Here is a 22,000-nt window from a genome sequence, read left to right as displayed (position 1 = left end):
TTATACCCTCCTAGTTAAATAAAAAAACCTCTCAGCTAAGGAGAGGTTTTTTTACAACCAGCTCCTTATCTGTCAGCGTAACGCTGCGAGAATTAGCACCGTGTCTACAATTGTAGATCGGTTGCCGGGTTTCGTCGGGCTCGTCCCTCCACCTGCTCTTGATAAGAAGTATTTAGAAATGTTTAAATTTTTAAGATAACTGAATTTTGTCAGATATTTTTTATGTTGTCAATGACTTTTTGAAAAAATTTAATTTATCAATTCGATTAATTGCTTCTCGTAATCTATCTTCTGTATGCAAGAGACCAACACGGACATACCCTTCGCCGTGCTCACCAAATCCAACACCAGGAGCAACTGCAACGTGTGCTTTTTCTAGTAAAATGTCAGAAAATTGCTCAGATGTATATCCTTTTGGAACAGGAAGCCATGCAAAGAATGATCCTGTTGGAATGTTTACTTTCCAACCAATTGAGTGACAAGCTGAAATAAGAGCATTTCTCCGAGATTCATAACTATTAACAAGATCTACCACACAAGACTGCGAGCCTAATAGTGCTTCGCGGGCAGCATCTTGAACTGCACCAAAAATACTAACATACATATGATCTTGCAATAGGTTAATAGTTTCGATGACACTTTCATTTCCTACTGCAAAAGCAATACGCCATCCAGCCATATTGAAAGTTTTCGATAAAGTGTAAATCTCAATACCTGTATCTTTAGCTCCGTCTGCTTGCAAGAAACTAACAGGCTTTTGACCATCGAATCCGATAGCACCGTAAGCAAAATCGTGAACAACTAATATATTATGTTTATTAGCAAAATGAATGGTTTCATCAAAAAAATCTTTTGATGCAGTAGCACCGGTAGGGTTATTTGGATAGTTTAAAAACATTAACTTTGCTCGCTCCGCAACAGAGTCATCAATTTTTGTATAATCCGGTAAAAAATTATTTTCTGCAATAAGCGGCATTGTTTCAAATTGTGCTTTTGCTAAAGCAACTCCTGATAAATAATCTGGATAGCCTGGATCTGGAACGAGAATAGTGTCACCAGGGTTTGTAAAACAAACTGGTAATTCTACTAATCCAGCCTTTCCGCCAAACAAAATAGCAACTTCAGTTTTTGGATTTACTACTACATCATATTCACGTTGATAGAATGTTGCCACGGCTTCTTTTAAGCTTTCGTGTCCGCGAAATGGCGGATATTTATGATGAATGGTCTTTTCAGCAGCATCTTGTAAAGCTTTAACGATATGCTGCGGTGTTGGTTGATCTGGATTACCTTGACCTAGATTAATAACATCGTGACCAGCTGCAACGACTTTGTTAACTTTTGCAACAAGTGAAGCGAAAAATTGTGTTGGCAATGATGTTACTATCTCAGAAGGTTGAAATAATTTCATACTTTCCACCTCTTTTGAAAGTTGTTACAATTCTAGTGACAAATGATATAATCTTTCCAGTATTTTGTAAAGAAAAAAATGAGAATGGGGCTGAAAAAATGAAAGTCGCATGTATTCAAATGGATATTGTCTTTGGAGATGTAGAAAAAAATATTGAGAACGCTAAAAAAAAAATAAGTGAAGCGATGAAAGAAAGACCAGATGTTATCGTCTTACCAGAACTATGGACAACAGGATATGATTTAACGAGACTTTCTGAAATTGCAGATACGGATGGATTAGAAACGAAAGAAAAGTTGAAAGAATGGTCGAAGCAATATGGTGTACATATTGTTGGTGGTTCCATAGCAAAGCAAACAGAGCAAGGGGTTACAAATACAATGTATGTTGTAAACAATGAAGGGAATCTAGTCAATGAATATAGTAAAGTACATTTATTTCAGCTGATGGATGAACATAAATATTTAGTTGCTGGTAATGAGACAGGTGAATTTAAGTTAGATGATGTAGAGTGTGCTGGTACAATTTGTTATGATATTCGTTTTCCAGAGTGGATGCGCGTTCATACTGCTAAAGGTGCAAAAGTTTTATTTGTTGTAGCAGAATGGCCATTAGTACGTTTAGCACATTGGCGTTTGCTTTTACAGGCGAGAGCAGTTGAAAATCAGTGTTATGTTGTTGCGTGCAATAGAGCAGGAAAGGATCCGAATAATGAGTTTGCAGGTCATTCTCTAATTGTGGATCCTTGGGGTGAAGTTGTGGTAGAGGCAAATGAAGAGGAATCAATTTTATTTGGAGAACTTAAATTCGAGAAAATTAAAGAGGTACGTAAAGGAATTCCGGTTTTTGCAGATCGTCGTCCAGAATTATACAAATAAAATGTTGACAAGTGATTTTTATTCTTGGTATAGTCTTTATCATAAAGTTAAAAATTCTAAAAATTATAAAACTCTTATCAAGAGCAGGTGGAGGGATTTGGCCCGATGAAGCCCAGCAACCGACCGTAATACCATTGTGAAATGGGGCGTTTATGACGCCAAAAGGCACGGTGCTAATTCCAGCAGAAAGTAAACTTTCTGGCAGATAAGAGGGGAGAAGATAAACTTCAAACCTCTTTCTTTGTGGAAAGGGGTTTTTCTATTTTAGAAAAACCTCTGAATGAAAAGGAGGAGAAGACGATGGGATATTATTCATTAACTGAAACAACAGCTATACAATATGCGAAAGAACACGGTTATTTTGAAAAGAAAGCAAATGTAGTTTGTCATGAAATTGGAGATGGAAATTTAAATTACGTGTTCAAATTAGATGATGGAGAGAAGTCTATTATAATAAAACAAGCACTGCCATATGCGAAAGTAGTTGGTGAGAGCTGGCCACTGTCTATAAAAAGAGCGACGATTGAAAGTAAAGCATTACAAATTTTTGCGAAGTATGTGCCAGATTATGTTCCGGTAGTGTACAGTCATGATGAAGAGTTAGCAGTTACAGTAATAGAAGACTTATCAAGACTAACAATTACAAGAAAAGGATTAATAGATGGAGAAGGATATCCACTTTTATCCCAGCATATCGGTCGTTTTCTAGCACATGTTTTGTTTTATACTTCAGATTTCGGTTTACAGTCAGAAGAGAAAAGGGTACTAGAAGGTACATTTGTAAATCCAGACCTTAGTAAAATTACAGAAGATTTAGTTTTTACGGATCCATTTGGACATTATGATACGAATGATTATGAGTCAGATTTACAGTCAGTGATTGATGAACTTTGGAGTGACAAAACTTTAAAACTAAAAGTAGCACAATATAAATATAAGTTTTTAACGAGAAAAGAAGCGCTTATTCATGGTGATTTACATACTGGTAGTATTTTTTCATCACCTTCTGAAACGAAAGTGATCGATCCAGAATTTGCAACGTACGGTCCATTTGGATTTGATATCGGTCAATTTATTGCAAATCTATTATTAAATGCTTTATCTAGAGAAGAAGAAAAGAGAAATGTACTATTTTTCCATATAGAAAAGACATGGAGTTATTTTGTAGAAAACTTTACGAAGTTATGGATTGGAGAAGGTGTAGAAGCATATACGAAAGAAAAACAATGGTTACCAATTATTTTGCAAAATATCTTTACTGATGCCGTCGGATTTGCCGGATGTGAACTGATTCGTAGAACAATTGGCTTAGCTCATGTAGCGGATTTAGATGGGATAGCAAATAAAGAAAATAGAATTCAAGCTAAAAAACAAGCGTTATCCTTAGGTAGAGAACTAATAAAATATGAAGCCAAGTGTGCTGATATTCAACTGTTTCGAACATTATTTCAACAGACAGTTGGAGGCGTAAAAGCATGAGTACAATTATTACTATTCCGAGATCTGTAAGTTGGAAAGGCGATGCAATTGCAGTATTAAATCAAACAAAGTTGCCGCATGTCACTGAATACAAAACATTAACGAATATTGAAGATGTATGGAAAAGTATCATTATGTTAGAAGTACGAGGAGCGCCTGCAATTGGAATTGTAGCTGCGTTTGGTTTGGCGCTTGCGGCAAAGAAATACGATGCTATAAATATCTATGAGTTTCAGAAGAAGTTTAATAGAGATTGTAACTATTTAGGAACATCACGCCCGACAGCAGTCAATTTATTTTGGGCAATCGATCGTATGAGAGAATCTATTCGAGAGATTACTACAATAAAAGAAGCTCAAAAAATATTAGAAGAAGAAGCGCTTCATATTCAGCAAGAGGATGAAATGGTGTGCCGAAGTATTGGAGAACATGCTTTAACATGTTTTAAAGACGGTGATAAAATTTTAACAATTTGTAACGCTGGAAGTATTGCAACTGCTAGATATGGAACAGCATTAGCCCCATTTTATATTGGGAAAGAGAAGGGTGTGCGTTTACATGCGTATGCGTGTGAAACGAGGCCGGTTTTACAAGGTGGCCGTTTAACGACATGGGAATTGAAACAAGCAGACATTGATGTAACGCTTATTACGGATAATACTGCAGCACATGCAATTCGAACGAAAGAAATTAATGCGATTATCGTAGGGGCAGATCGAATCGTTGAAAACGGTGATACTGCCAATAAAATAGGAACATTAAATTTAGCTATATTAGCAAAGTATTTCGGTATCCCATTTTACGTTGCAGCACCGTTATCTACATTTGATACTACGAAACAAACAGGTGCTGAAATTGTCATTGAAGAAAGAGATGAAACAGAAGTTACGAAAATTTTTGGGAAACAAGTGGCGCCACTTGGAACGCCTGTATTTAACCCTGCATTTGATGTAACACCGCATGAATTAATTACGGGGATTATTACTGAAAAAGGCATCATACGTGGAGATTATAAACGGGAAATTGCATCATTATTTGAAAGACAAGCTAATACATAATAGCTTGTTTTTTTATGCCTAAATGTATTTCTCACTCTTATTTATATAATGAAAGGGGGAGAGAAAGATGGAAGAGTGGATCAGGATGATAGGTAATGTAGGGTTTCCGATTGTTGTAACATTATATTTACTTCATCGTATTGAAAGTAAATTAGATGGGGTAATTGTTGCAATCGAGAAACTTCCTAAACAATTACTAAAGTAGGAAGGTCCTCGCGATAGAAAGTAAAATAAAGTTTGCTCTTCGTGAGCAAACTTTATTTTTATTGAGCAGTATAGCCACCATCGATAACAACTGCTTGACCAGTGATACCTTTTGCTTTTTCACTCGCTAAAAACATAGCATAATCAGCAATTTCTTGTACTTGTAGCAAACGTTTCTGTGGTACAAGAGGATAAATGACATCTTCTAAAACATTTTCAAGTGGTACATTTCGCGTAGTTGCTAAGTCTTGTAGTTGATTTCGTACAAGAGGGGTATCAACATATCCGGGACAAAGAGCATTTACAGTAATTCCATGAGTTGCTCCCTCTAAAGCAGCAACTTTTGTTAATCCAATTACACCATGTTTCGCACTATTATAGGCAGCTTTTCCAGCGAATCCAACAAGTCCGTTAATCGAAGCAACATTAATAATACGACCATATTTTTGCTTTTTCATAATCGGAAAGGCATGTTTGATGGCGATAAATGGAGCGATTTGCATAATTTTAATAAGAAGCTCAAATTTATCAGTTGGAAAATCTTCAATCGGTGAAACATGTTGCATTCCTGCGTTGTTAATTAATACATCTAATGAACCGAAATGACGAACTGTTTGAGAAAGTGCTGCTGTAATTTCTTCTTCAGATGTAACGTCACATTTTAAACCAATGGCTTGATAGCCTTCTTTTTGCAATTGTTCAGCAGCTTCTTTTGCACGATCTTCAAGGCGATCACTAATCACAACTTTAGCACCCTCTTTGGCAAAAGCACTTCCCATTTCATAACCAATACCGCTCGCAGCACCTGTTAAAAAGACAACTCGATTTGTAACCATGATGAAAAACACTCCTTCATAATAAAAGTTCTTTTATTGCTCTATTTAGAGAGGTGATAATAAAATTCCTGCAAACATTTGGAAAAATATTGCTAGCTATCTTGTTTTGCAAAGTAGCGTTTGCTATACTATTTTGTAAAGCAAGATACTTACGCTTATCTATCTTGTAAAACAAGATAGTGGGAGGATTTGAAATATGTCGACAAGTCAAATGCTGAAAGGGATTTTAGAAGGATGCTTACTTGCTATTATTTCTGAAGGTGAAATATACGGTTATGAAATGAGTGAAAGATTAGCGAAGTATGGTTTCACAATGGCGAGTGAGGGAAGTATTTATCCGTTATTAATACGAATGCAAAAGGAAGGATTAATAACAAGTGTAATGAAGGAATCTCCATCTGGTCCAAAGCGAAAATATTATACATTAACAGAAAAAGGCGAGGAAGCACTGGATGAATTTATGGATCGCTGGGAAGCGATGCAAAGTAGTGTAGAGCGTCTACTTGAAGGGAAGGGGAGAAAAAAATAATGTTATCAAATGAAGCGCGAAATTTTTTATTAGAAATGAGATTATTTTTAGCGGCAAAGAGTGTGAAAGAAAGCGATATTGAAAATTTTATAGAAGATGCAGAGTTGCATTTAATAGAAGGTGAGAGTGACGGAAAAAGTGTAGAAGAAATTTTCGGAAGTTCACCGAAAGAATATGCCAATGAACTTGTAAAAGTGATGGAAAGAGATAGACAGGAAACGTGGAAGCAAATTGGATTTACGGTTATGAATATCGTTTCGTTTTGGATTATTGCTTCTATTTTAATAGTTAATAATGGGATTTTACAGATTTCGCTTATTCAATGTATTGGCTATAGTTTTACATTGATTGTAGCTGTAATGGGTCCTAATTTTCTACTTCGTAAAATGACCTTTGTAACAAGCTTTACAAAAACATGGTTTTCAATGTGGTTTTTAGTCATGATAGCGCCAATGTTTTTATTAGGAGCGGTTACGATATTGGATGTGTTATATCCTACAAAGATGGTTACATTCACTCAAGTGCAAAGTTATATATTAGGTGGTGGGATTTTTATTATCACAGTAGCGATAAATATGTATTTTGAAGGATGGTTTAAAAACTTATATTTAATCATTCCGCTTTCTATTATGTTAGTGTTTAAAACATTTACATCAGAAGATCTCGTGCCAATGTTATTTCAAATTATATGTTTATACGGAAGTTTGTTTATTTTAATCTTCCTTGAAATTATGATGAAGGCGAATAGAAGAGAAACGGTTAAATAAGGGAGGGGCTTTAATGCAAGTTTCTAAAGAGGGAGAAAAGTTTTTAATTGATACGAAAGTGTATTTAATAACAAAAGGAATTAAAGAAGAAGATGTGGACGCTTTTATAGAGGATGCAGAACTTCATTTAATAGAAGGTGAGAAAGAGGGAAAGACGGTAAGCGATATATTCGGTGATTCACCAAAAGAATATGCGGAAGAATTAGCGAAAGAAATGGAGAAGGATAAAGGCGGGAGTATAAAGAGTATTCTTGCCATGATAATTGGTATTGGCGGGTATTGGATATTAACTCATATTTTATTTAATAATCCGAATCAGCAATTTACACTAACGAATATACAGTTAATTGGCTATCCTATCGTTTTAATCATTACGATTATTGGAACCATTGTTGCGTTTAGAATGTCTTCTTTTAAAAATAAATTTGTAGAGTTCGGGATTATTTACATAATAGTAATGGTTCCCATTTTATTATTAGTATTATTGATGTTTGTTGATAAATGGTACGGTACACCTATTTTGCAATTATCGACAATGCAAACATATATATTAGCAGCAAGTATCTTTTTATTACTTTTTGTTGGAGAAGTGTATGTCCTTGGTTGGATGGGTGTTTTGGTGCTAATTGTTCCTTTAGCGATTATGTTTATATTTAAAGAATTAGAAGAAAAAAATGTGTTTTGGGGAATTGCAAAGATATTACTTATGTATGGAAGTATATATGGATTAATGAGATGGTCTTTAAAAATTGAAGAGAGAAAAAGTGTAAACTAGTAGTTTGGAAGGAGGGAATGCGATGCTTTCTCATGAGTCACGAACTTTTTTGGAAAACACAGGAGCCTATTTAAGAGTAAAAGGAATAAGTGAGAAGGATATTAAATTCTTTTTAGAAGATGCGGAACTACATCTAATAGAAGGTGAGAAGAACGGTAAGACGGTAAGTGATATATTCGGTCATGCTCCAAAAGAATATGCTAATCAACTTGCGAAAGAGATGGATATAGATAGAAAAGGTAATTATAAATTATTACTTTACTTTATTGTAAATTTATTGGCTTTCACGATGATGAAGAGCGTATTCTTTAGTGCAGCCGACCATCGTTTGTCTTATTCTTTAATTGAGTTAATTGGCTATCCAATTATGATTTTTGTAGGAATTATTGTATTAATATGGGGGATGAGAACAGCATCATTTAAGCGTAAAAGAACTGAATTTTTAATTATGTATATAAGCGGTGCGATATGGTTTTTATTAATTTTTAGTATTGCATTATTAAATAAGTTTTATGGTACAACATTTATTAAGTTTACTAGTACAGAAAGCTTCATGCTTGTTGGTATAGTAGTTCTTTTAGCGGCTGTTACAAATATTAAATTTGGTGGTTGGTTTACTTTGTCGTATTTACTAGTTCCAATTGTATTAGAATATGTATTTATAATGATAGATGTATCGAGTATTATTGGAATGTATGTACAACAAATAATTCTTTTCATTGTTATTTATATGCTTTTAAAAATTCATATAAAATTAGAAAAAAAAGAAGTATACGAATAAACAAGAGGGACAGTTATTTATATGTATATGAGGGATTTGATTTCTAGGATCAACTATACTGTTTTCATGAAAAAAATATATGATGACTATTTTAATATTTTATTAGGGGATAAGTCTGAATGTATCTTTTTAAATTAATAGGAAAGTGGCTGCTCTGGATATACAAAAAATTATTTCCAAAGAAATACTATATTTTGATTTTTAGAGGGATTCGGTTTAGGTGTATAGTGTATCCTTTGCAGCCGGTATATCGTTTGTTGATTGGAATAAATTGCTTTAAACAGTAACAAGATCGTTACTGTTTTTTTCTTTGTAATAAGAGACTTTGTAAAGAGAGCGCTTTTTGTTCATTTGTTAATAATGAATTGATGTGAACGTTATTAGGGCTAGGGACTATAGGGTACATAAGGTTCGATGGTGAATGGTGATGTTCAGAACCGGTTGGAGAGTGGGGATCTGCGTGCGTAAGTTTTCCATGAATTCGTCTTGTAAATAAAATATGACCAATTTCGTGAGCGAGGGTGTATATATTTTTCATTGGAGCAGCTGAGTTTGTTAAAACGATGTAACCAGTAAGTTGTTGTTGTTTCGCTAAAGAGTAAGCGCAAGCGATTACTGCGGTTTCTTTGAAATAATCACTACCAATATAACAAATATAAAGGTCGCATTCAGGAGCTTCGTTAACACAAGTTTGAAAAAAAGATGATAATTTTTCCTGACTTTGAATGGAGTTTTTATAACTAATTTCCCGATTAGAAAAACGGAAAAGCTCGTTTAGTACAATTACTTCTTTAATTTTAAATGTAATGGGATGCCAAATTGATTCTGCAACTGCTAAATCTTTTGCAATACGGTCGTCAGAAATATCGGCGCCTGGAGTAATGCAAACACATATATTAACGTATGAATTCATAAGGAACACCTCAAATGAAAAAATTCTTTCTATAATATATGTGGGGGAAAGGTCCTATGTATGGATAAACGCCTTGTTTATTACACGAATATATAGACTATAAGTCGAAAAAATTTCATAGTTCTATAACGTAGTATGGTCTGCTTTTTGATATAGTAAAGAAAAGGGGGAGAATATATGTATACATTAAAAATCGTTTCAGACAGAGAAGCTCTGTATCAATTTGCGAGCTATGTAAGAGTTGTGCAAGGGATTGAAGATGTATATGTAGAGGTGGGAGAACCTTTATATGAACATCCATTAATGAAGTTTTATGTACATATTACAATTGAAGAAACATATGATCAGCATAAAGCATTGCAAGAAATAGCTAGGTTAGTAGAATTAGGGCGTTTTACATATGTCCATTATCATAATGAGGAAATTGAAGAAGCTTTTGAAGTTGTAAAATACGAAAGCTTTAAGAAATAAAGTGAAACTTTAATCAGTGGGGGTTTTGTTCATCGCCCACTGATTATCAGCCCTCACCAATAGGGCTTTTATGGGCAGCCCGATCCCCACCTAACTTCTTTACTTTCGCTGAATTTTGAGGTAGGGGTCTTACCGCCCGCAAATAGCAGGATAACGGTAAAAAAAGGAAGTGGAAGCTTCCTTTTTTATTGAAAATTACAGCAACAAAAGAAAGAGAATTTTGTTATGATAAGGAAGGGTGAGGAAAGGGGAGTTTACATATTGGGGTATATTGAAGAGTTACGCAAAGTAGTTGGTACAAGACCACTTATTTTAGTAGGATCAGCAATTATTATATTAAATGATAATCAAGAAGTATTGCTTCAATATCGTTCAGATACATATGATTGGGGCGTACCTGGTGGGGCAATGGAACTGGGAGAAACGACAGAAGAAACTGCTCGTAGAGAATTATTCGAGGAGACGGGACTAAACGCGAAAATTATGCAATTTCTTGGCGTTCTTTCAGGAAAGGAAGTTTATTTCCGTTATCCAAATGGAGATGAAATTTTTAATGTGATTCATCTGTATCAGGCACATCATGTAAGCGGAGAATTAAAGCTCGATCATGAAGGGTTAGAACTTCAATATTTTCCAGTAGATAAGTTACCAAAATTGAATGAAACGACAGAGAAGATATTACAAAAATTCTTATACGCATTGACAGAATAGAAGGTTAATTCCTTCTATTTTTATTATATTAAATATTTTGATTTTTTGGTATGTTTATAGTATGATAATTTTAGACATACAACTTATGGAATTTCACCTACAAACTTACTAGGGTACATAAGAGAGGGGCAAGTACAAAATGCATAATGTTGTCATTACAGCTGCAGTTCGTTCACCAATTGGAACTTTCGGAGGAGCACTAAAAAATATAACACCAGTAGAATTAGCTGTTCCTGTACTTCAGGAAGCTGTAAAAAGAGGCGGAGTAGAGCCACATGAAGTTGATGAAGTAATTTTAGGTCATTGTATTCAAAGAACTGATGAAGCAAATACGGCAAGAACAGCTGCATTAGCGGCAGGATTTCCTGACACAGTTACTGGTTATACAATTCAACGTCAATGTTCTTCAGGTATGCAAGCAATTATGTCTGCTGCAATGCAAATCCAATTAGGTGTAAGTGATATTGTTGTTGCAGGTGGAGTAGAAGCAATGAGCTCGAGCCCTTATGCATTAAAACAACACCGCTGGGGACAACGTCTACAGCACGGAGAAATTCGTGATACGGTGTGGGAAGTTTTAGAAGATCCGATTCACCATATTATGATGGGTGAAACAGCGGAAAATTTAGTTGAACAATATGAAATTACAAGAGAGGAACAAGATGAAGTTGCGCTTCGTAGTCATACATTAGCGTTGCAAGCGATGGAGTCTGGATACTTTGACGATCAAATTGTTCCTATTACAATAAAAGAACGTAGAAAAGAAGTTGTATTTGCGAAGGATGAACATCCACGTGCAGATATTACAGCGGAAAAATTAGCAGGATTAAAACCAGCTTTCCGTAAAGACGGATCAGTAACTGCAGGGAATTCATCTGGTCTTAATGACGGAAGTGCAGTTCTAGTATTAATGAGCGAAGAAAAAGCAAAAGAAAAGGGATTACAACCGTTAGCTCGAATTGTTGGATACTCAGTAGCGGGTGTAGATCCGAAAATTATGGGTATTGGACCAGCACCAGCAATTCGTAAAGGATTAGAAAAAGTAGATTGGTCATTAGAAGATGCAGATTTACTTGAAATTAATGAAGCTTTCGCTGCACAATATTTAGCTGTAGAGAAAGAGTTAGGGTTAGACCGTGAGAAAGTGAATGTAAACGGTAGTGGTGTAGGACTTGGACATCCAATTGGTTGTACAGGAGCTCGTATTACTGTAAGTTTAATTCACGAATTAAAAAGACGTGGATTAGAGAAAGGTATTGCCTCTCTATGCGTTGGAGGCGGTATTGGAGTAGCTTTATTTATAGAAGCATTATAAAAAAGAGGCAGCTATTGCTGCCTCTTTTTTTATGACTCAAATAAGTGATGAAATAATCGATCGCGATTTTCAAAGAAAAGTTTCGTCGTTTGGTAATGCTCCGTTTCTTCTAATGTCGATTCGTGAATCCCTTCTTGAGTTAAAGAGTATATAGTAGATTCAGGATAAGCCATTAAAATGGGAGAATGCGTTGCGATAACAAATTGTGAACCTTGTTCAGCTAGTTCGTGCATGCGAATGAGCATTGAAAGTTGTCTCATTGGGGATAAAGCTGCCTCAGGCTCATCTAAAATGTATAAACCTTGTCCTGAAAAACGATTCATAAATAATGAGAAGAATGATTCGCCGTGTGATTGTTTGTGTAGTGAGATGCCACCATAGGAATTAATAATTTTTTCCCCAAGTCCTTCTCGATCGTTATCCATTTCATCAATGTAAGAAGCAACGTTATAAAATGATTCAGCGCGAAGAAAGAAACCGTCTTTTGGTGTATTGAAACTTTTTGAAATTCGAATGTATTCATGTAAAGATGAATGTGAATCGTGCGTGTTAAAACGGAAGTTCTTCGTTCCACCTTCTGCATTAAAACCTAAAGCAACTGCAATCGCTTCGAGTAATGTTGATTTACCCGTTCCGTTTTCTCCAATAATGAATGTTACATTCGGATGGAAAAGGAGTGATTGTAATGTTCGTATAGCCGGTAAGCAGTATGGATATGCGGAAAAGCTAGGGATATTTTCTTTTTGTAATGAGACGCTTTTTAAAAAGGGTGTTTCAATCAATATATAAACCTCAATTCATAAGGGATTTTGTTTCTAAAAAAGCAGCAAATACAAATGTAATACAACTTGCTAGTAATATTGTATATTGAAGTGCGCCAAAACCGAGCCCTTCCCAGCCGAAAGTCATTCTCTTCCATATGAAAATGAAAAGAACGCTCATAAAGCCAAAGAGAGCAGGCATATATTTTATAATTTTCAAGTGCTTCCATAGAAAGAAGCCAATGTATGTACTTAAAAAAAGGTAGACAGAACAAGAAAAAATACAAGTGTTAACGACACGTGAGCTCCTCCTATTTTCTGAATATTTTATGTGGATTATAACACGTAAACTATCATATTCCAATGTGAAAATAAACATTGCATCAAGATTAATTCTCTCGTTATGATAGATGATATTCTATTAGAAATATGAAGAGGAGTATTAATATGCCGTTTACATTTGCACATCCAGCAGCTGTTCTCCCTTTTGCTAAGAAACATTCTAGTTATATTTCGGTGACGGCTCTTATATTAGGTAGTATGACACCTGATTTTGAATATTTTTTATATTTTAGGCCATACGGTATTATTGGCCATACATGGGCTGGTTTCTTCTATTTGAATTTACCACTCGTTTTTTTATTAGCATATGCATATCATCGTATTTTAAAAGGACCGTTTATAACACATTTACCTAAGCCTTTTGCTAGTTACTATAAATATGTAGTAGATGCGAAGTGGGGGCTATATACTTGGAAGGACTTTTTTGTATTTTGCTATTCTGCTTTATTCGGTATGGTGACGCATGTCGTTTGGGATGCCTTTACTCATAAGACAGGCTATTTTGTTGTGAAAATACCGTTGTTACAGCAAGAAGTATATAGTATTCCAATTTATAAATTTTTACAGCATGGGAGTACGTGTTTTGGTCTACTATTACTAATATATGTGCTATGGAAATATAGAAGGGAAACTGATCAAGATACTAGTTTAACTTCGGAAAAAAAGAAATATTGGGCTTCATCTATCGTTGTGGCGGCCATTATATTTATCGTGCACGCGTTATTAGACCCCTATTTTCATATTTTCCAAATAGGAGGTATAATAGTATCTGGACTGACAAGTTCGTTTTGTGGACTTCTTATTGTTTCTATAGTTTACAAATCAAGGGACTAATATATTTTAATGAATGATAGTGTTAGGAGAAATTAAATCATGAAAGCATGGAAAAGTATTTTTGTTTTATGTAGTTTTCTTCTTATGTTAAGTGGTTGCTTCCATCAAGAAGAAAAGAAGGCAGAACCTAAAAAGAAAGAATCTATTCCAGAAACAAAAGAGTATGGTGGGCGTGAGCTTAAAAAAGTAGGACAAAAAGTGAAAGAAAAAGGGTGGGGGACATTTGAATTAGAACAGATGCATTCTGTGAATCAGACATTTGAAGTAGCCCCAATGAAAATTCACGTACAAGACGTTAAAGTTATCTCATTATCACAAATGAGCAAAGATGCAAAAAATACATTGAAAGTGTATACTGCATTAACTCCTGAAGAAGTAAAGCGTAGATTGGGAGATAAAGTGAGTCAAGAAGACGCTGAATTATATGCATCGTTAAGTGGAACAGAGATTAGCGATACGATTCGGTATGTTGAAATTACATATAAGGTAGAGAATAGTGGAAATAAGAACATGCAATTCTTCTCTATGAATGATGTTATTATTAATGACAAACAGCATTTTAATGTAGCGACTCAAAACTTTTTATATGAAGAAGACACACTTGTAGGCACAAAGAGTGTATCAAGGGAAGATTATAAACCTGGTGAGACACGAGAAGGAATTATCGGTTTAATACTCGATGATGGAAAAGAGAAGGTAAAGGATATTAAGTTTACGACAGATGATTTAGCAGTGGGAGATACTCATGAAGCTGTTAAAGAGCCACAAACTTTCAATATCTCATTTTCTAAGTAAGGTGTGTATTTAAACGAAAACAGTCAGCATAAAAAGTTATGCTGACTGTTTTTTTAGTTCTTTCACATATGAATCTACACTTTGAAAAGGTACTGTAATTTTAAAAGCATCTTTTTGCTCGTTAAATTGTTTTTCATTATAAGGACCGAATCGTTTATTATGCTTTACATCGATAATCCAATAATGTTCACTTTTTTTATTTGTAATTGCTGCGTCAGGATTATTTGGATCTGATTTTTCCTCAATTTGTTTTGTGATAATGTATTTATCGTCCCAAGCAATTTCTGTAATCTTTGCAGGGATGTATTGTGTAGCATATACAGCATCCTGAGAGGGGAAAAGTTCAAATGCATCTCCAGAAGTATGGATGAGTTCATATTCATCGTTAATTGTATAAGTTAAATGGTTTGTATTGCCTGCACAACCTGTTAATAAGAGTGCGGCAAATAGGATTATCCATCTTTTCAATATGGGAACCTCCTTTATAATGCTGTTGTAACACATTGTACAAGAAAAGTAAGCGAAACGCCAGTTTACAATGTTTTTTAGAAGTGGTACGATGAAACGGGTAAAGAAGGATATGAAGGAGTCGACACAAAATGAAGTTAAAGATGCATCGTCCAGCGCTTGTAATGAATCGCATAGGTGCTTCCCTTATTGACATGTTTTTAATCTCGGTTACGTACGGTGCAGTAGTAGCTATTATTACAGGAAACTATAGTGCTATTTTTGATCGTTTTAATATAAGTTTAGGTGACTATAGATATGACCTTACACTTGTTTTCGTATTAATGGCTATAAATTTTATTCTGTTACCTTTTCTTTGGAACGGTTCTACACTTGGTAAAAAGGTAACAAGAACAAAAATAATCTCGTTAACAAGTGAAAAACTAACGTTACAAACATTAATAATACGATTTTTGGTATTATTATTACCAAGCATATTATTACTTGGAGTTCCATTAATATGCAATGTATATATGATGTTATTCCGCAAAGATAATTGTGGCTTCCATGATTTAATTGCAAAGACGAAAGTGATGAGTCTTGTATAATTAATATTTAGATTATACGTGCTACTAATGAAATAAGACTTTTTATCGTTTGTATATAAAAAGTCTTATTTTTAATTTCGTGAAAAATTTCATCATTCTCTTATTTTTTCATAAAATTAGATAAATGGAATTGATATAGGGTGGATATCTCCTATATAGTACCTTCCATATTACGGAAGGATGTTTAAAGAAGCTGTAGCTAATTCAAACATCCTATTTTCGTTTTGAATAGATTGAAAATTAAGAGAATGATATAATGGATATAAATAATATCGTTATATAAAAAAGGGGGATTTGGAATGACTGGAGGTAGCTTAATATTTTGGGGAATTCTTATTTTTATTGGTTTAACCTTCGATCAATATAATAGTAAGAAAAAAAAAGAAACAGAAAAGTAATCGCTTACAAGTTGTGGAGTAAACTTTTCCTGCTTGCGGACTAATCTAATAAAGGAGTATACTGAATGACGGTAAGACATATAGAAGGGGTAATGAAAATGAAGCTTGCAGGAAAAGTTGCCATTGTAACTGGTGGTGGCATCGGTATTGGACGTAGTACAGCTCTTTTGTTGGCTAAGCAAGGCGCAAAAGTAATTGTGACGGACATTGATCAAGAAAGTGGACAAGCAACAGCCGAGGAAATTACGGATTTAGGCGGAGAAGCACTTTTTGTATCCTACGATATGGGGAAACAAGGAGATTGGCAACGTGTTATTAGTTTTGCTATGGAGGCATACAGTCGTATTGATATGCTTTTTCAAAATGCTGGTCTATATAAAATAGATTCTATTTTTTCTCGCCAACAAGAGAACGATTCCAATGTACTTTGTATTAATGACGTTTGGATAGAGATAAAACAATTAACGTCATCTTTTATGAAACAGCAAGAAGAAGTGGTGCTTAGTGATTTACCTGTTTTTGGTATTATTAGCACGAGAGGACAATCATTTCATACAATAGAAGCCCTAGTATAATAATGGAAAACCGCCCCCAGTATATATGTGGACGGTTTTTTTGTATGTTCTATTATAGAACTTTATTTTTTAACGAATACGTTGTTCGGTTTGGCTATCAAAGAAATGTGCTTTATTCATATCAAAAGCAAGTTTAATTTGGTCACCAGGTGAAAAAGTATGTCTTGCATCAACACGTGCTGCAAAATCTTGATTTCCAAGTTTCATATATAAAATGGATTCAGCCCCTAACAACTCTGCAACTTCAATTTTCGTTGTGAAAGTAGTAGCTTGTGAAGCTTCTAAAAATAATAGTTCATCATGAATATCTTCTGGACGAATACCTAAAACAATTTCTTTATTTACATAGCCTTGTTCGCGTAATAACTTCATTTTTCCTTCAGATACTTTAAACTTTAGTGAACTGTCTATAACGAAATCGGTTTCAGTTAATTTTCCACGGAAGAAATTCATTGCAGGTGAACCGATAAAACCACCAACGAAAATATTTTCAGGTGTTTCATATACTTCTTTTGGAGTTCCAATTTGTTGGATTTTGCCGTCTTTCATAACAACAAGGCGTGAAGCCATTGTCATTGCCTCAGTTTGATCATGTGTTACATAAATTGTCGTTGTGCCAAGGCGGTGGTGTAATTTAGAAATTTCTGATCGCATTGCAACACGTAGTTTAGCGTCTAAGTTTGATAATGGTTCATCCATTAAGAAGACTTTTGCGTCTCGAACAATTGCTCTACCTAATGCAACACGTTGACGTTGTCCACCTGATAAAGCTTTCGGTTTTCTATCTAAATATTGTTCAAGTCCTAAAATTTGAGCTGCATGTTTCACTCGACGGTCGATTTCATCTTTCGGTATTTTTCGAAGTTTTAATCCAAATGCCATATTATCATACACACTCATATGTGGATAAAGAGCGTAGTTTTGGAAGACCATTGCGATATCTCGATCTTTTGGAGGAACATCGTTCATTAGCTTACCATCAATTGAAAATTCTCCTTTTGAAATATCTTCAAGTCCAGCTACCATTCGTAGTGTTGTAGATTTTCCGCATCCAGAAGGACCAACGAATACGATAAATTCTTTATCTTGAATGTGTAAGTTAAAATCTGTTACGGCTGTTACGTTATTATCATATATTTTATAAATATTTTCTAATTTAAGTTCTGCCATGATATTTCCCCCTAGAAAGTTTATGCAAACGTTTTCTTTGAATTTATTATAAACGAATAGATTCAAAAAAGAAATAAAAACACTATAAAAAAATAAAACGTTTTCATTATTCCTATGAATATATAATAAGTTTCACATGTTTTATTAGAAAAAGAAAATAAATATTGTAAGCGCTATTTTAAATTTGGATAGAATCTGTTATCATTCAGTAATGAAAACGTTTGCGCCTTAAAAAAAAGAAAAAAGAATCAATAGTATAGATGAAATGGGGTAGCATAATGGGAAAACAATGGTGGAAAGAAAGTGTAGTATATCAAATTTATCCTCGTAGTTTTATGGATAGTAATGGTGATGGTATAGGTGACCTTCGTGGTATTCTTGCGAAGCTAGACTACTTAAAAGAATTAGGTATTGATGTAATTTGGTTATCACCAGTCTATGAATCTCCAAACGATGATAATGGTTACGATATAAGTGATTATTGTAAAATTATGAACGAGTTCGGAACAATGGAAGATTGGGATGAACTATTACATGAAATGCATAAACGTAATATGAAACTTATGATGGACTTAGTTGTTAATCATACTTCAGATGAACATAATTGGTTTATTGAATCATGTAAATCGAAAGATAATAAATATAGAGACTATTATATATGGCGCCCTGGAAAAGAAGGGAAAGAGCCGAATAACTGGGGAGCAGCATTTAGTGGATCTGCATGGCAATATGATGAGATGACAGATGAATATTATTTACATCTGTTTTCTAAAAAACAGCCAGATTTAAACTGGGATAATGAAAAGGTAAGACAAGATGTTTATGACATGATGAAGTTTTGGTTAGAAAAAGGAATTGATGGGTTCCGTATGGATGTTATTAATTTTATTTCTAAAGAAGATGGCTTACCAGCTGTTGAAACGGATGAAGAAGGATATGTTTCAGGGCATAAACATTTTATGAACGGTCCGAACATTCATAAGTATTTGCATGAAATGAATGAAGACGTATTGTCTCAGTATGACATTATGACGGTTGGGGAAATGCCTGGTGTAACGACAGAAGAGGCTAAATTGTATACAGGGGAAGCTAGAAAAGAACTACAAATGGTATTCCAATTTGAACATATGGATTTAGATTCCGGAGAAGGTGGGAAATGGGATGTAAAACCATGCTCACTTCTTACTTTGAAACAAAATTTAACAAAGTGGCAAAAAGCATTAGAACAAACAGGATGGAATAGCCTTTATTGGAATAACCATGACCAGCCTCGCGTTGTATCTCGTTTTGGTAATGATGGAGCTTATCATACTGAATCAGCGAAAATGTTAGCGACAGTACTTCATATGATGAAAGGGACACCATATATTTATCAAGGAGAAGAAATCGGAATGACAAATGTTCGATTTGAATCAATTGATGAATACCGAGATATTGAAACACTAAATATGTATAAAGAGAAAGTTATAGAGCGCGGCGAAGATATAGATAAAGTGATGCAGTCTATATATATAAAGGGCCGAGATAATGCTAGAACTCCGATGCAGTGGGATGATAGAGAACATGCTGGATTCACAACGGGTGAGCCTTGGATTGCGGTAAATCCTAACTACAAAGAGATTAATGTGAAACAGGCAATCCAAGATGAAGAATCGATTTTTTATTACTATAAAAAATTGATTGAATTACGTAAAAACAATGAAATAGTTGTGTATGGAACATATGATTTAATATTAGAAAATAACCCTTCTATTTTTGCTTATGTAAGAACATATGGAGAAGAAAAGCTTCTGGTGATTGCAAACTTTACTGCAGATGAATGTGTATTTGAATTGCCTGAGGACATTATTTATAGTGAAGCAGAGTTATTAATACACAATTATGATGTAGAAAATGTATTGATAGAAAACATTACATTACGACCATATGAAGCAATGGTATTTAAATTGAAATAAGAAAAGCCTTATGCCACCCTGGCATAAGGCTTTTACTATTACCATTTTAAAATAGAGAATCCATACGGTGGAAGTGTAACTTGTAATACACTTGCTTCCGCTGAAAATTCTTCGTTTGTATAAATGTTAATTATTTTCTTCCTGGTAATATGAAGAGGGAGTGAAGTTGTAACTTCACTGTTAGTAGGATTTAAAACGAAAAAGATAGTTTCATCTTCATATGTTTTTGTATAAGAAATATAATTATGTTCATCATTTGCCTCAATGAATTGAAAAGTACCATTTCCTCCAAATGCTTTATGTTGTTTCCGTAATGAAATTAATGTTTGTATATGTGTAAATAAAAGAGTATCTTGTTCTTTTTCATCCCATATCATACATTTGCGGCAGTCAGGGTCCATTCCACCATCCATACCGATTTCATCGCCGTAATAAATACAAGGAGAACCGATGAAAGAAAGGTGAAATACATAGAGTAACTTTAACTTATTTTTATCCCCGTTACATGTTGCTAAAATTCTAGGTGTGTCATGACTGTCTAATAAATGAAATGCCGCTTCATTTACATTCATAGAGTAGGAATGTAGAGAATCGGTAATTTGTTTCATAAATTCACTTGCATGAATGGATTCGTTAGCAAAGTAAGAAAGTAGAGCGTTTGTAACAGGATAGCTCATTACAGCATCAAATTGGTCACCTTGTAGCCATGGGAGTGCATCGTGCCAAATTTCACCTAAAATATATACTTCAGGATTTAATGCTTTTATTTCACTTCGGAATTCTCTCCAAAAACTGTGATCGACTTCATTTGCTACATCAAGGCGCCAACCGTCTATATTGAATTCTCTTACCCAATAACGCCCTACTTCAAGTAAATATTCTTTTACATCTGGGTGTGCTGTATTTAATTTAGGCATATACGGTGTAAATGCGAAAGTATCATAATTAGGAAGTGGCTCGGTTATGATTGGAAATTCATGAATATGGAACCAATCTTTATAGGCGGAATTTTCACCTTGTTCCAGCACGTCTTGAAATTTATCAAAGAAGTACCCGCTATGATTAAAAACAGCGTCGAGCATTACTTTTATACCATGTTTATGACACGCCTGAACGAGTTCTTTGAAAGTTTCTTTCGTCCCAAATTGTGGATCGATTTCCATGTAATCAATTGTGTCATATTTATGATTCGAATGAGCTTTGAAAATAGGAGTGAAATATATTCCGGAAATTCCAAGCTTCACAAGGTAATCAAGGTTTTGAATAATACCAGCAAAATCTCCGCCGAAAAAATTAGTTGGAGTTGGTTCGGTACTTCCCCAAGGGAGTGTGTTTGCTGGATTTAATGTGTTATCCCCGTTAGCGAATCGTTCTGGGAAAATTTGATACCATACTGTGTCTTTAATCCAGGATGGTGCCCTGAAAACGTCTTTTGCATGAACAAATGGAAAGCAGAAAAAGTTACCGACATCGTCATTTGGAATATTAGAAAAAAATCCTCGTTCTGTATAAATAAAAGTTTCTACGTCGTTTTTTAATTCGAATCCATAACGTAAGCGTTTAAATTTTGGTTTGATTGAAACGGACCAATAATCAAATAACTCAGTAGATCCAGTTTTTTTCATCGGTGTACTTGCTGTAATCCATTTCCCGTCCTGCCATTCGTACGGGTCCCCGTAGATGAGAGCGGCGTTGTGAACATCATCTCTTTTTGTGTGTATTCGGATGTGAATTGTTTTTTCATCGTAAGCGTATGCATAATTATCTTTTGGCCTATGATAGATCGCTTCTTTGAGCATATAGAAAATCCCCCTTTAATATCTCTATACATATAGTTCCCGTAAATGAAATAATAAAGATTATGTTGCAAACGATTGCCTTCCACATAACTTTAATATTGCTTATAAGAGTAGTATTCATTTTATGTAAAGTCAATGAATAAAGAGTGTGATAAGATTATTTTGAAAATTAATATTTGCAAAATGAA

At 34.4% G+C, this 22,000-nt stretch carries 24 protein-coding genes, 2 pseudogenes and 2 riboswitches; of the genes and pseudogenes, 18 read left to right on the top strand and 8 right to left on the bottom strand.

All coding sequences use genetic code 11. The features are described from left to right. Window positions 1-62 precede the first annotated feature (62 nt). A riboswitch (SAM riboswitch) is annotated at window positions 63-168 on the bottom strand. 52 nt (window positions 169-220) lie between these two features. Further along, entirely contained in the window at window positions 221-1,411 is a 1,191-nt protein-coding gene (locus QCI77_RS20565) for a pyridoxal phosphate-dependent aminotransferase (protein ID WP_353825415.1), read from the bottom strand. A gap of 14 nt (window positions 1,412-1,425) precedes the next feature. Here QCI77_RS20565 and QCI77_RS20560 point away from each other — a divergent pair, with 14 nt between their 5' ends. The 4 genes from QCI77_RS20560 to QCI77_RS20545 all read left to right on the top strand — a co-directional run bounded on the left by QCI77_RS20560 (window position 1,426) and on the right by QCI77_RS20545 (window position 5,031). After that, window positions 1,426-2,289, top strand: coding sequence for a carbon-nitrogen family hydrolase (locus QCI77_RS20560; RefSeq protein WP_002131202.1), 864 nt, complete (start codon window positions 1,426-1,428; stop codon window positions 2,287-2,289). 71 nt (window positions 2,290-2,360) lie between these two features. Continuing rightward, a riboswitch (SAM riboswitch) is annotated at window positions 2,361-2,501 on the top strand. A gap of 88 nt (window positions 2,502-2,589) precedes the next feature. Then, window positions 2,590-3,768, top strand: coding sequence for an S-methyl-5-thioribose kinase (gene mtnK, locus QCI77_RS20555; protein WP_353825414.1), 1,179 nt, complete (start codon window positions 2,590-2,592; stop codon window positions 3,766-3,768). Then, window positions 3,765-4,826, top strand: coding sequence for an S-methyl-5-thioribose-1-phosphate isomerase (gene mtnA, locus QCI77_RS20550; RefSeq protein WP_353825412.1), 1,062 nt, complete (start codon window positions 3,765-3,767; stop codon window positions 4,824-4,826). Before mtnK ends, mtnA begins: the two co-directional genes overlap by 4 nt. A gap of 67 nt (window positions 4,827-4,893) precedes the next feature. Next, window positions 4,894-5,031 (top strand): YvrJ family protein, encoded by a 138-nt coding sequence (locus tag QCI77_RS20545; RefSeq protein ID WP_000393342.1) that lies wholly within the window; start codon window positions 4,894-4,896, stop codon window positions 5,029-5,031. A gap of 58 nt (window positions 5,032-5,089) precedes the next feature. Here the strand turns inward: QCI77_RS20545 and QCI77_RS20540 are convergent, their stop codons facing one another. Next, window positions 5,090-5,866, bottom strand: coding sequence for a 3-hydroxybutyrate dehydrogenase (locus QCI77_RS20540; RefSeq protein WP_002128918.1), 777 nt, complete (start codon window positions 5,864-5,866; stop codon window positions 5,090-5,092). Between the two features lie 196 nt (window positions 5,867-6,062). On the opposite strand from QCI77_RS20540, the gene QCI77_RS20535 reads away from it, so the two are divergent. From QCI77_RS20535 to QCI77_RS20515, 5 genes and pseudogenes are all read left to right on the top strand, one after another. Then, window positions 6,063-6,395: a PadR family transcriptional regulator gene (locus QCI77_RS20535; protein ID WP_002014879.1), complete on the top strand. Its 333-nt coding sequence runs from the start codon at window positions 6,063-6,065 to the stop codon at window positions 6,393-6,395. Then, window positions 6,395-7,162, top strand: a complete 768-nt coding sequence (locus QCI77_RS20530; protein WP_353825411.1) for a DUF1129 domain-containing protein — start codon at window positions 6,395-6,397, stop codon at window positions 7,160-7,162. Before QCI77_RS20535 ends, QCI77_RS20530 begins: the two co-directional genes overlap by 1 nt. A gap of 13 nt (window positions 7,163-7,175) precedes the next feature. Then, complete coding sequence (locus QCI77_RS20525; RefSeq protein ID WP_353825410.1) at window positions 7,176-7,937, top strand: DUF1129 domain-containing protein; 762 nt, start codon at window positions 7,176-7,178, stop codon at window positions 7,935-7,937. Between the two features lie 22 nt (window positions 7,938-7,959). After that, window positions 7,960-8,718 (top strand): DUF1129 domain-containing protein, encoded by a 759-nt coding sequence (locus tag QCI77_RS20520; RefSeq protein ID WP_353825409.1) that lies wholly within the window; start codon window positions 7,960-7,962, stop codon window positions 8,716-8,718. 21 nt (window positions 8,719-8,739) lie between these two features. Beyond that, window positions 8,740-8,998: pseudogene (locus QCI77_RS20515) on the top strand (DNA-binding protein). Window positions 8,999-9,013: 15 nt separating this feature from the next. Here QCI77_RS20515 and QCI77_RS20510 read toward each other — a convergent pair. Beyond that, window positions 9,014-9,631 carry an ImmA/IrrE family metallo-endopeptidase gene (locus QCI77_RS20510; protein WP_002033939.1) on the bottom strand — a complete coding sequence of 206 codons (618 nt, stop codon included), beginning with the start codon at window positions 9,629-9,631 and terminating at the stop codon, window positions 9,014-9,016. 177 nt (window positions 9,632-9,808) lie between these two features. On the opposite strand from QCI77_RS20510, the gene QCI77_RS20505 reads away from it, so the two are divergent. The 3 genes from QCI77_RS20505 (at window position 9,809) to QCI77_RS20495 (ending at window position 12,128) form a co-directional block, all read left to right on the top strand. After that, window positions 9,809-10,102 (top strand): DUF3928 family protein, encoded by a 294-nt coding sequence (locus tag QCI77_RS20505; RefSeq protein ID WP_002143000.1) that lies wholly within the window; start codon window positions 9,809-9,811, stop codon window positions 10,100-10,102. A gap of 261 nt (window positions 10,103-10,363) precedes the next feature. Then, window positions 10,364-10,813 (top strand): NUDIX hydrolase, encoded by a 450-nt coding sequence (locus QCI77_RS20500; protein ID WP_012261633.1) that lies wholly within the window; start codon window positions 10,364-10,366, stop codon window positions 10,811-10,813. Between the two features lie 139 nt (window positions 10,814-10,952). After that, window positions 10,953-12,128, top strand: coding sequence for an acetyl-CoA C-acetyltransferase (locus QCI77_RS20495; protein WP_002128911.1), 1,176 nt, complete (start codon window positions 10,953-10,955; stop codon window positions 12,126-12,128). 29 nt (window positions 12,129-12,157) lie between these two features. Here the strand turns inward: QCI77_RS20495 and QCI77_RS20490 are convergent, their stop codons facing one another. Then, window positions 12,158-12,910 carry an AAA family ATPase gene (locus tag QCI77_RS20490; RefSeq protein WP_002142997.1) on the bottom strand — a complete coding sequence of 251 codons (753 nt, stop codon included), beginning with the start codon at window positions 12,908-12,910 and terminating at the stop codon, window positions 12,158-12,160. Between the two features lie 10 nt (window positions 12,911-12,920). After that, window positions 12,921-13,189, bottom strand: a pseudogene (locus tag QCI77_RS20485) (hypothetical protein). A gap of 147 nt (window positions 13,190-13,336) precedes the next feature. On the opposite strand from QCI77_RS20485, the gene QCI77_RS20480 reads away from it, so the two are divergent. Further along, window positions 13,337-14,065, top strand: coding sequence for a DUF4184 family protein (locus QCI77_RS20480; RefSeq protein WP_353825408.1), 729 nt, complete (start codon window positions 13,337-13,339; stop codon window positions 14,063-14,065). Window positions 14,066-14,101: 36 nt separating this feature from the next. After that, window positions 14,102-14,860 carry a hypothetical protein gene (locus tag QCI77_RS20475; RefSeq protein ID WP_033715007.1) on the top strand — a complete coding sequence of 253 codons (759 nt, stop codon included), beginning with the start codon at window positions 14,102-14,104 and terminating at the stop codon, window positions 14,858-14,860. 36 nt (window positions 14,861-14,896) lie between these two features. Here QCI77_RS20475 and QCI77_RS20470 read toward each other — a convergent pair whose 3' ends face one another. Beyond that, complete coding sequence (locus tag QCI77_RS20470; protein ID WP_353825407.1) at window positions 14,897-15,328, bottom strand: DUF3997 domain-containing protein; 432 nt, start codon at window positions 15,326-15,328, stop codon at window positions 14,897-14,899. 131 nt (window positions 15,329-15,459) lie between these two features. Between QCI77_RS20470 and QCI77_RS20465 the strand changes: the two genes are divergently transcribed. From QCI77_RS20465 to QCI77_RS20455, 3 genes are all read left to right on the top strand, one after another. Further along, window positions 15,460-15,915 carry an RDD family protein gene (locus tag QCI77_RS20465; RefSeq protein WP_002033806.1) on the top strand — a complete coding sequence of 152 codons (456 nt, stop codon included), beginning with the start codon at window positions 15,460-15,462 and terminating at the stop codon, window positions 15,913-15,915. Between the two features lie 299 nt (window positions 15,916-16,214). Further along, window positions 16,215-16,313 (top strand): hypothetical protein, encoded by a 99-nt coding sequence (locus QCI77_RS20460; protein ID WP_002142992.1) that lies wholly within the window; start codon window positions 16,215-16,217, stop codon window positions 16,311-16,313. A 65-nt stretch (window positions 16,314-16,378) separates the two neighbouring features. Beyond that, window positions 16,379-16,888, top strand: coding sequence for an SDR family NAD(P)-dependent oxidoreductase (locus QCI77_RS20455; RefSeq protein ID WP_002033807.1), 510 nt, complete (start codon window positions 16,379-16,381; stop codon window positions 16,886-16,888). Between the two features lie 69 nt (window positions 16,889-16,957). Here the strand turns inward: QCI77_RS20455 and QCI77_RS20450 are convergent, their stop codons facing one another. Continuing rightward, window positions 16,958-18,058 carry an ABC transporter ATP-binding protein gene (locus QCI77_RS20450; RefSeq protein WP_002066938.1) on the bottom strand — a complete coding sequence of 367 codons (1,101 nt, stop codon included), beginning with the start codon at window positions 18,056-18,058 and terminating at the stop codon, window positions 16,958-16,960. A gap of 278 nt (window positions 18,059-18,336) precedes the next feature. Here QCI77_RS20450 and malL point away from each other — a divergent pair, with 278 nt between their 5' ends. Continuing rightward, window positions 18,337-20,013 carry an oligo-1,6-glucosidase gene (malL, locus tag QCI77_RS20445; protein WP_087955296.1) on the top strand — a complete coding sequence of 559 codons (1,677 nt, stop codon included), beginning with the start codon at window positions 18,337-18,339 and terminating at the stop codon, window positions 20,011-20,013. Window positions 20,014-20,051: 38 nt separating this feature from the next. Here malL and QCI77_RS20440 read toward each other — a convergent pair whose 3' ends face one another. Next, window positions 20,052-21,812 carry an alpha-glycosidase gene (locus QCI77_RS20440; RefSeq protein WP_113769786.1) on the bottom strand — a complete coding sequence of 587 codons (1,761 nt, stop codon included), beginning with the start codon at window positions 21,810-21,812 and terminating at the stop codon, window positions 20,052-20,054. Window positions 21,813-22,000: the final 188 nt, after the last annotated feature.

The organism is Bacillus cereus group sp. MG9, from assembly GCF_040459995.1.
Lineage (GTDB): Bacteria > Bacillota > Bacilli > Bacillales > Bacillaceae_G > Bacillus_A > Bacillus_A mycoides.
This window is presented reverse-complemented; position numbering and strand designations above follow the sequence as displayed.

Coding starts and splice junctions, on each gene's coding strand:
- QCI77_RS20495 (WP_002128911.1), top strand. CDS start 10,953: ATGCATAATGTTGTCATTACAGCTGCAGTTCGTTCACCAATTGGAACT.
- QCI77_RS20505 (WP_002143000.1), top strand. CDS start 9,809: ATGTATACATTAAAAATCGTTTCAGACAGAGAAGCTCTGTATCAATTT.
- QCI77_RS20520 (WP_353825409.1), top strand. CDS start 7,960: ATGCTTTCTCATGAGTCACGAACTTTTTTGGAAAACACAGGAGCCTAT.
- mtnK (WP_353825414.1), top strand. CDS start 2,590: ATGGGATATTATTCATTAACTGAAACAACAGCTATACAATATGCGAAA.
- QCI77_RS20540 (WP_002128918.1), bottom strand. CDS start 5,866: ATGGTTACAAATCGAGTTGTCTTTTTAACAGGTGCTGCGAGCGGTATT.
- malL (WP_087955296.1), top strand. CDS start 18,337: ATGGGAAAACAATGGTGGAAAGAAAGTGTAGTATATCAAATTTATCCT.
- mtnA (WP_353825412.1), top strand. CDS start 3,765: ATGAGTACAATTATTACTATTCCGAGATCTGTAAGTTGGAAAGGCGAT.
- QCI77_RS20530 (WP_353825411.1), top strand. CDS start 6,395: ATGTTATCAAATGAAGCGCGAAATTTTTTATTAGAAATGAGATTATTT.
- QCI77_RS20440 (WP_113769786.1), bottom strand. CDS start 21,812: ATGCTCAAAGAAGCGATCTATCATAGGCCAAAAGATAATTATGCATAC.
- QCI77_RS20525 (WP_353825410.1), top strand. CDS start 7,176: ATGCAAGTTTCTAAAGAGGGAGAAAAGTTTTTAATTGATACGAAAGTG.
- QCI77_RS20565 (WP_353825415.1), bottom strand. CDS start 1,411: ATGAAATTATTTCAACCTTCTGAGATAGTAACATCATTGCCAACACAA.
- QCI77_RS20460 (WP_002142992.1), top strand. CDS start 16,215: ATGACTGGAGGTAGCTTAATATTTTGGGGAATTCTTATTTTTATTGGT.
- QCI77_RS20510 (WP_002033939.1), bottom strand. CDS start 9,631: ATGAATTCATACGTTAATATATGTGTTTGCATTACTCCAGGCGCCGAT.
- QCI77_RS20545 (WP_000393342.1), top strand. CDS start 4,894: ATGGAAGAGTGGATCAGGATGATAGGTAATGTAGGGTTTCCGATTGTT.
- QCI77_RS20535 (WP_002014879.1), top strand. CDS start 6,063: ATGTCGACAAGTCAAATGCTGAAAGGGATTTTAGAAGGATGCTTACTT.
- QCI77_RS20455 (WP_002033807.1), top strand. CDS start 16,379: ATGACGGTAAGACATATAGAAGGGGTAATGAAAATGAAGCTTGCAGGA.
- QCI77_RS20480 (WP_353825408.1), top strand. CDS start 13,337: ATGCCGTTTACATTTGCACATCCAGCAGCTGTTCTCCCTTTTGCTAAG.
- QCI77_RS20450 (WP_002066938.1), bottom strand. CDS start 18,058: ATGGCAGAACTTAAATTAGAAAATATTTATAAAATATATGATAATAAC.
- QCI77_RS20465 (WP_002033806.1), top strand. CDS start 15,460: ATGAAGTTAAAGATGCATCGTCCAGCGCTTGTAATGAATCGCATAGGT.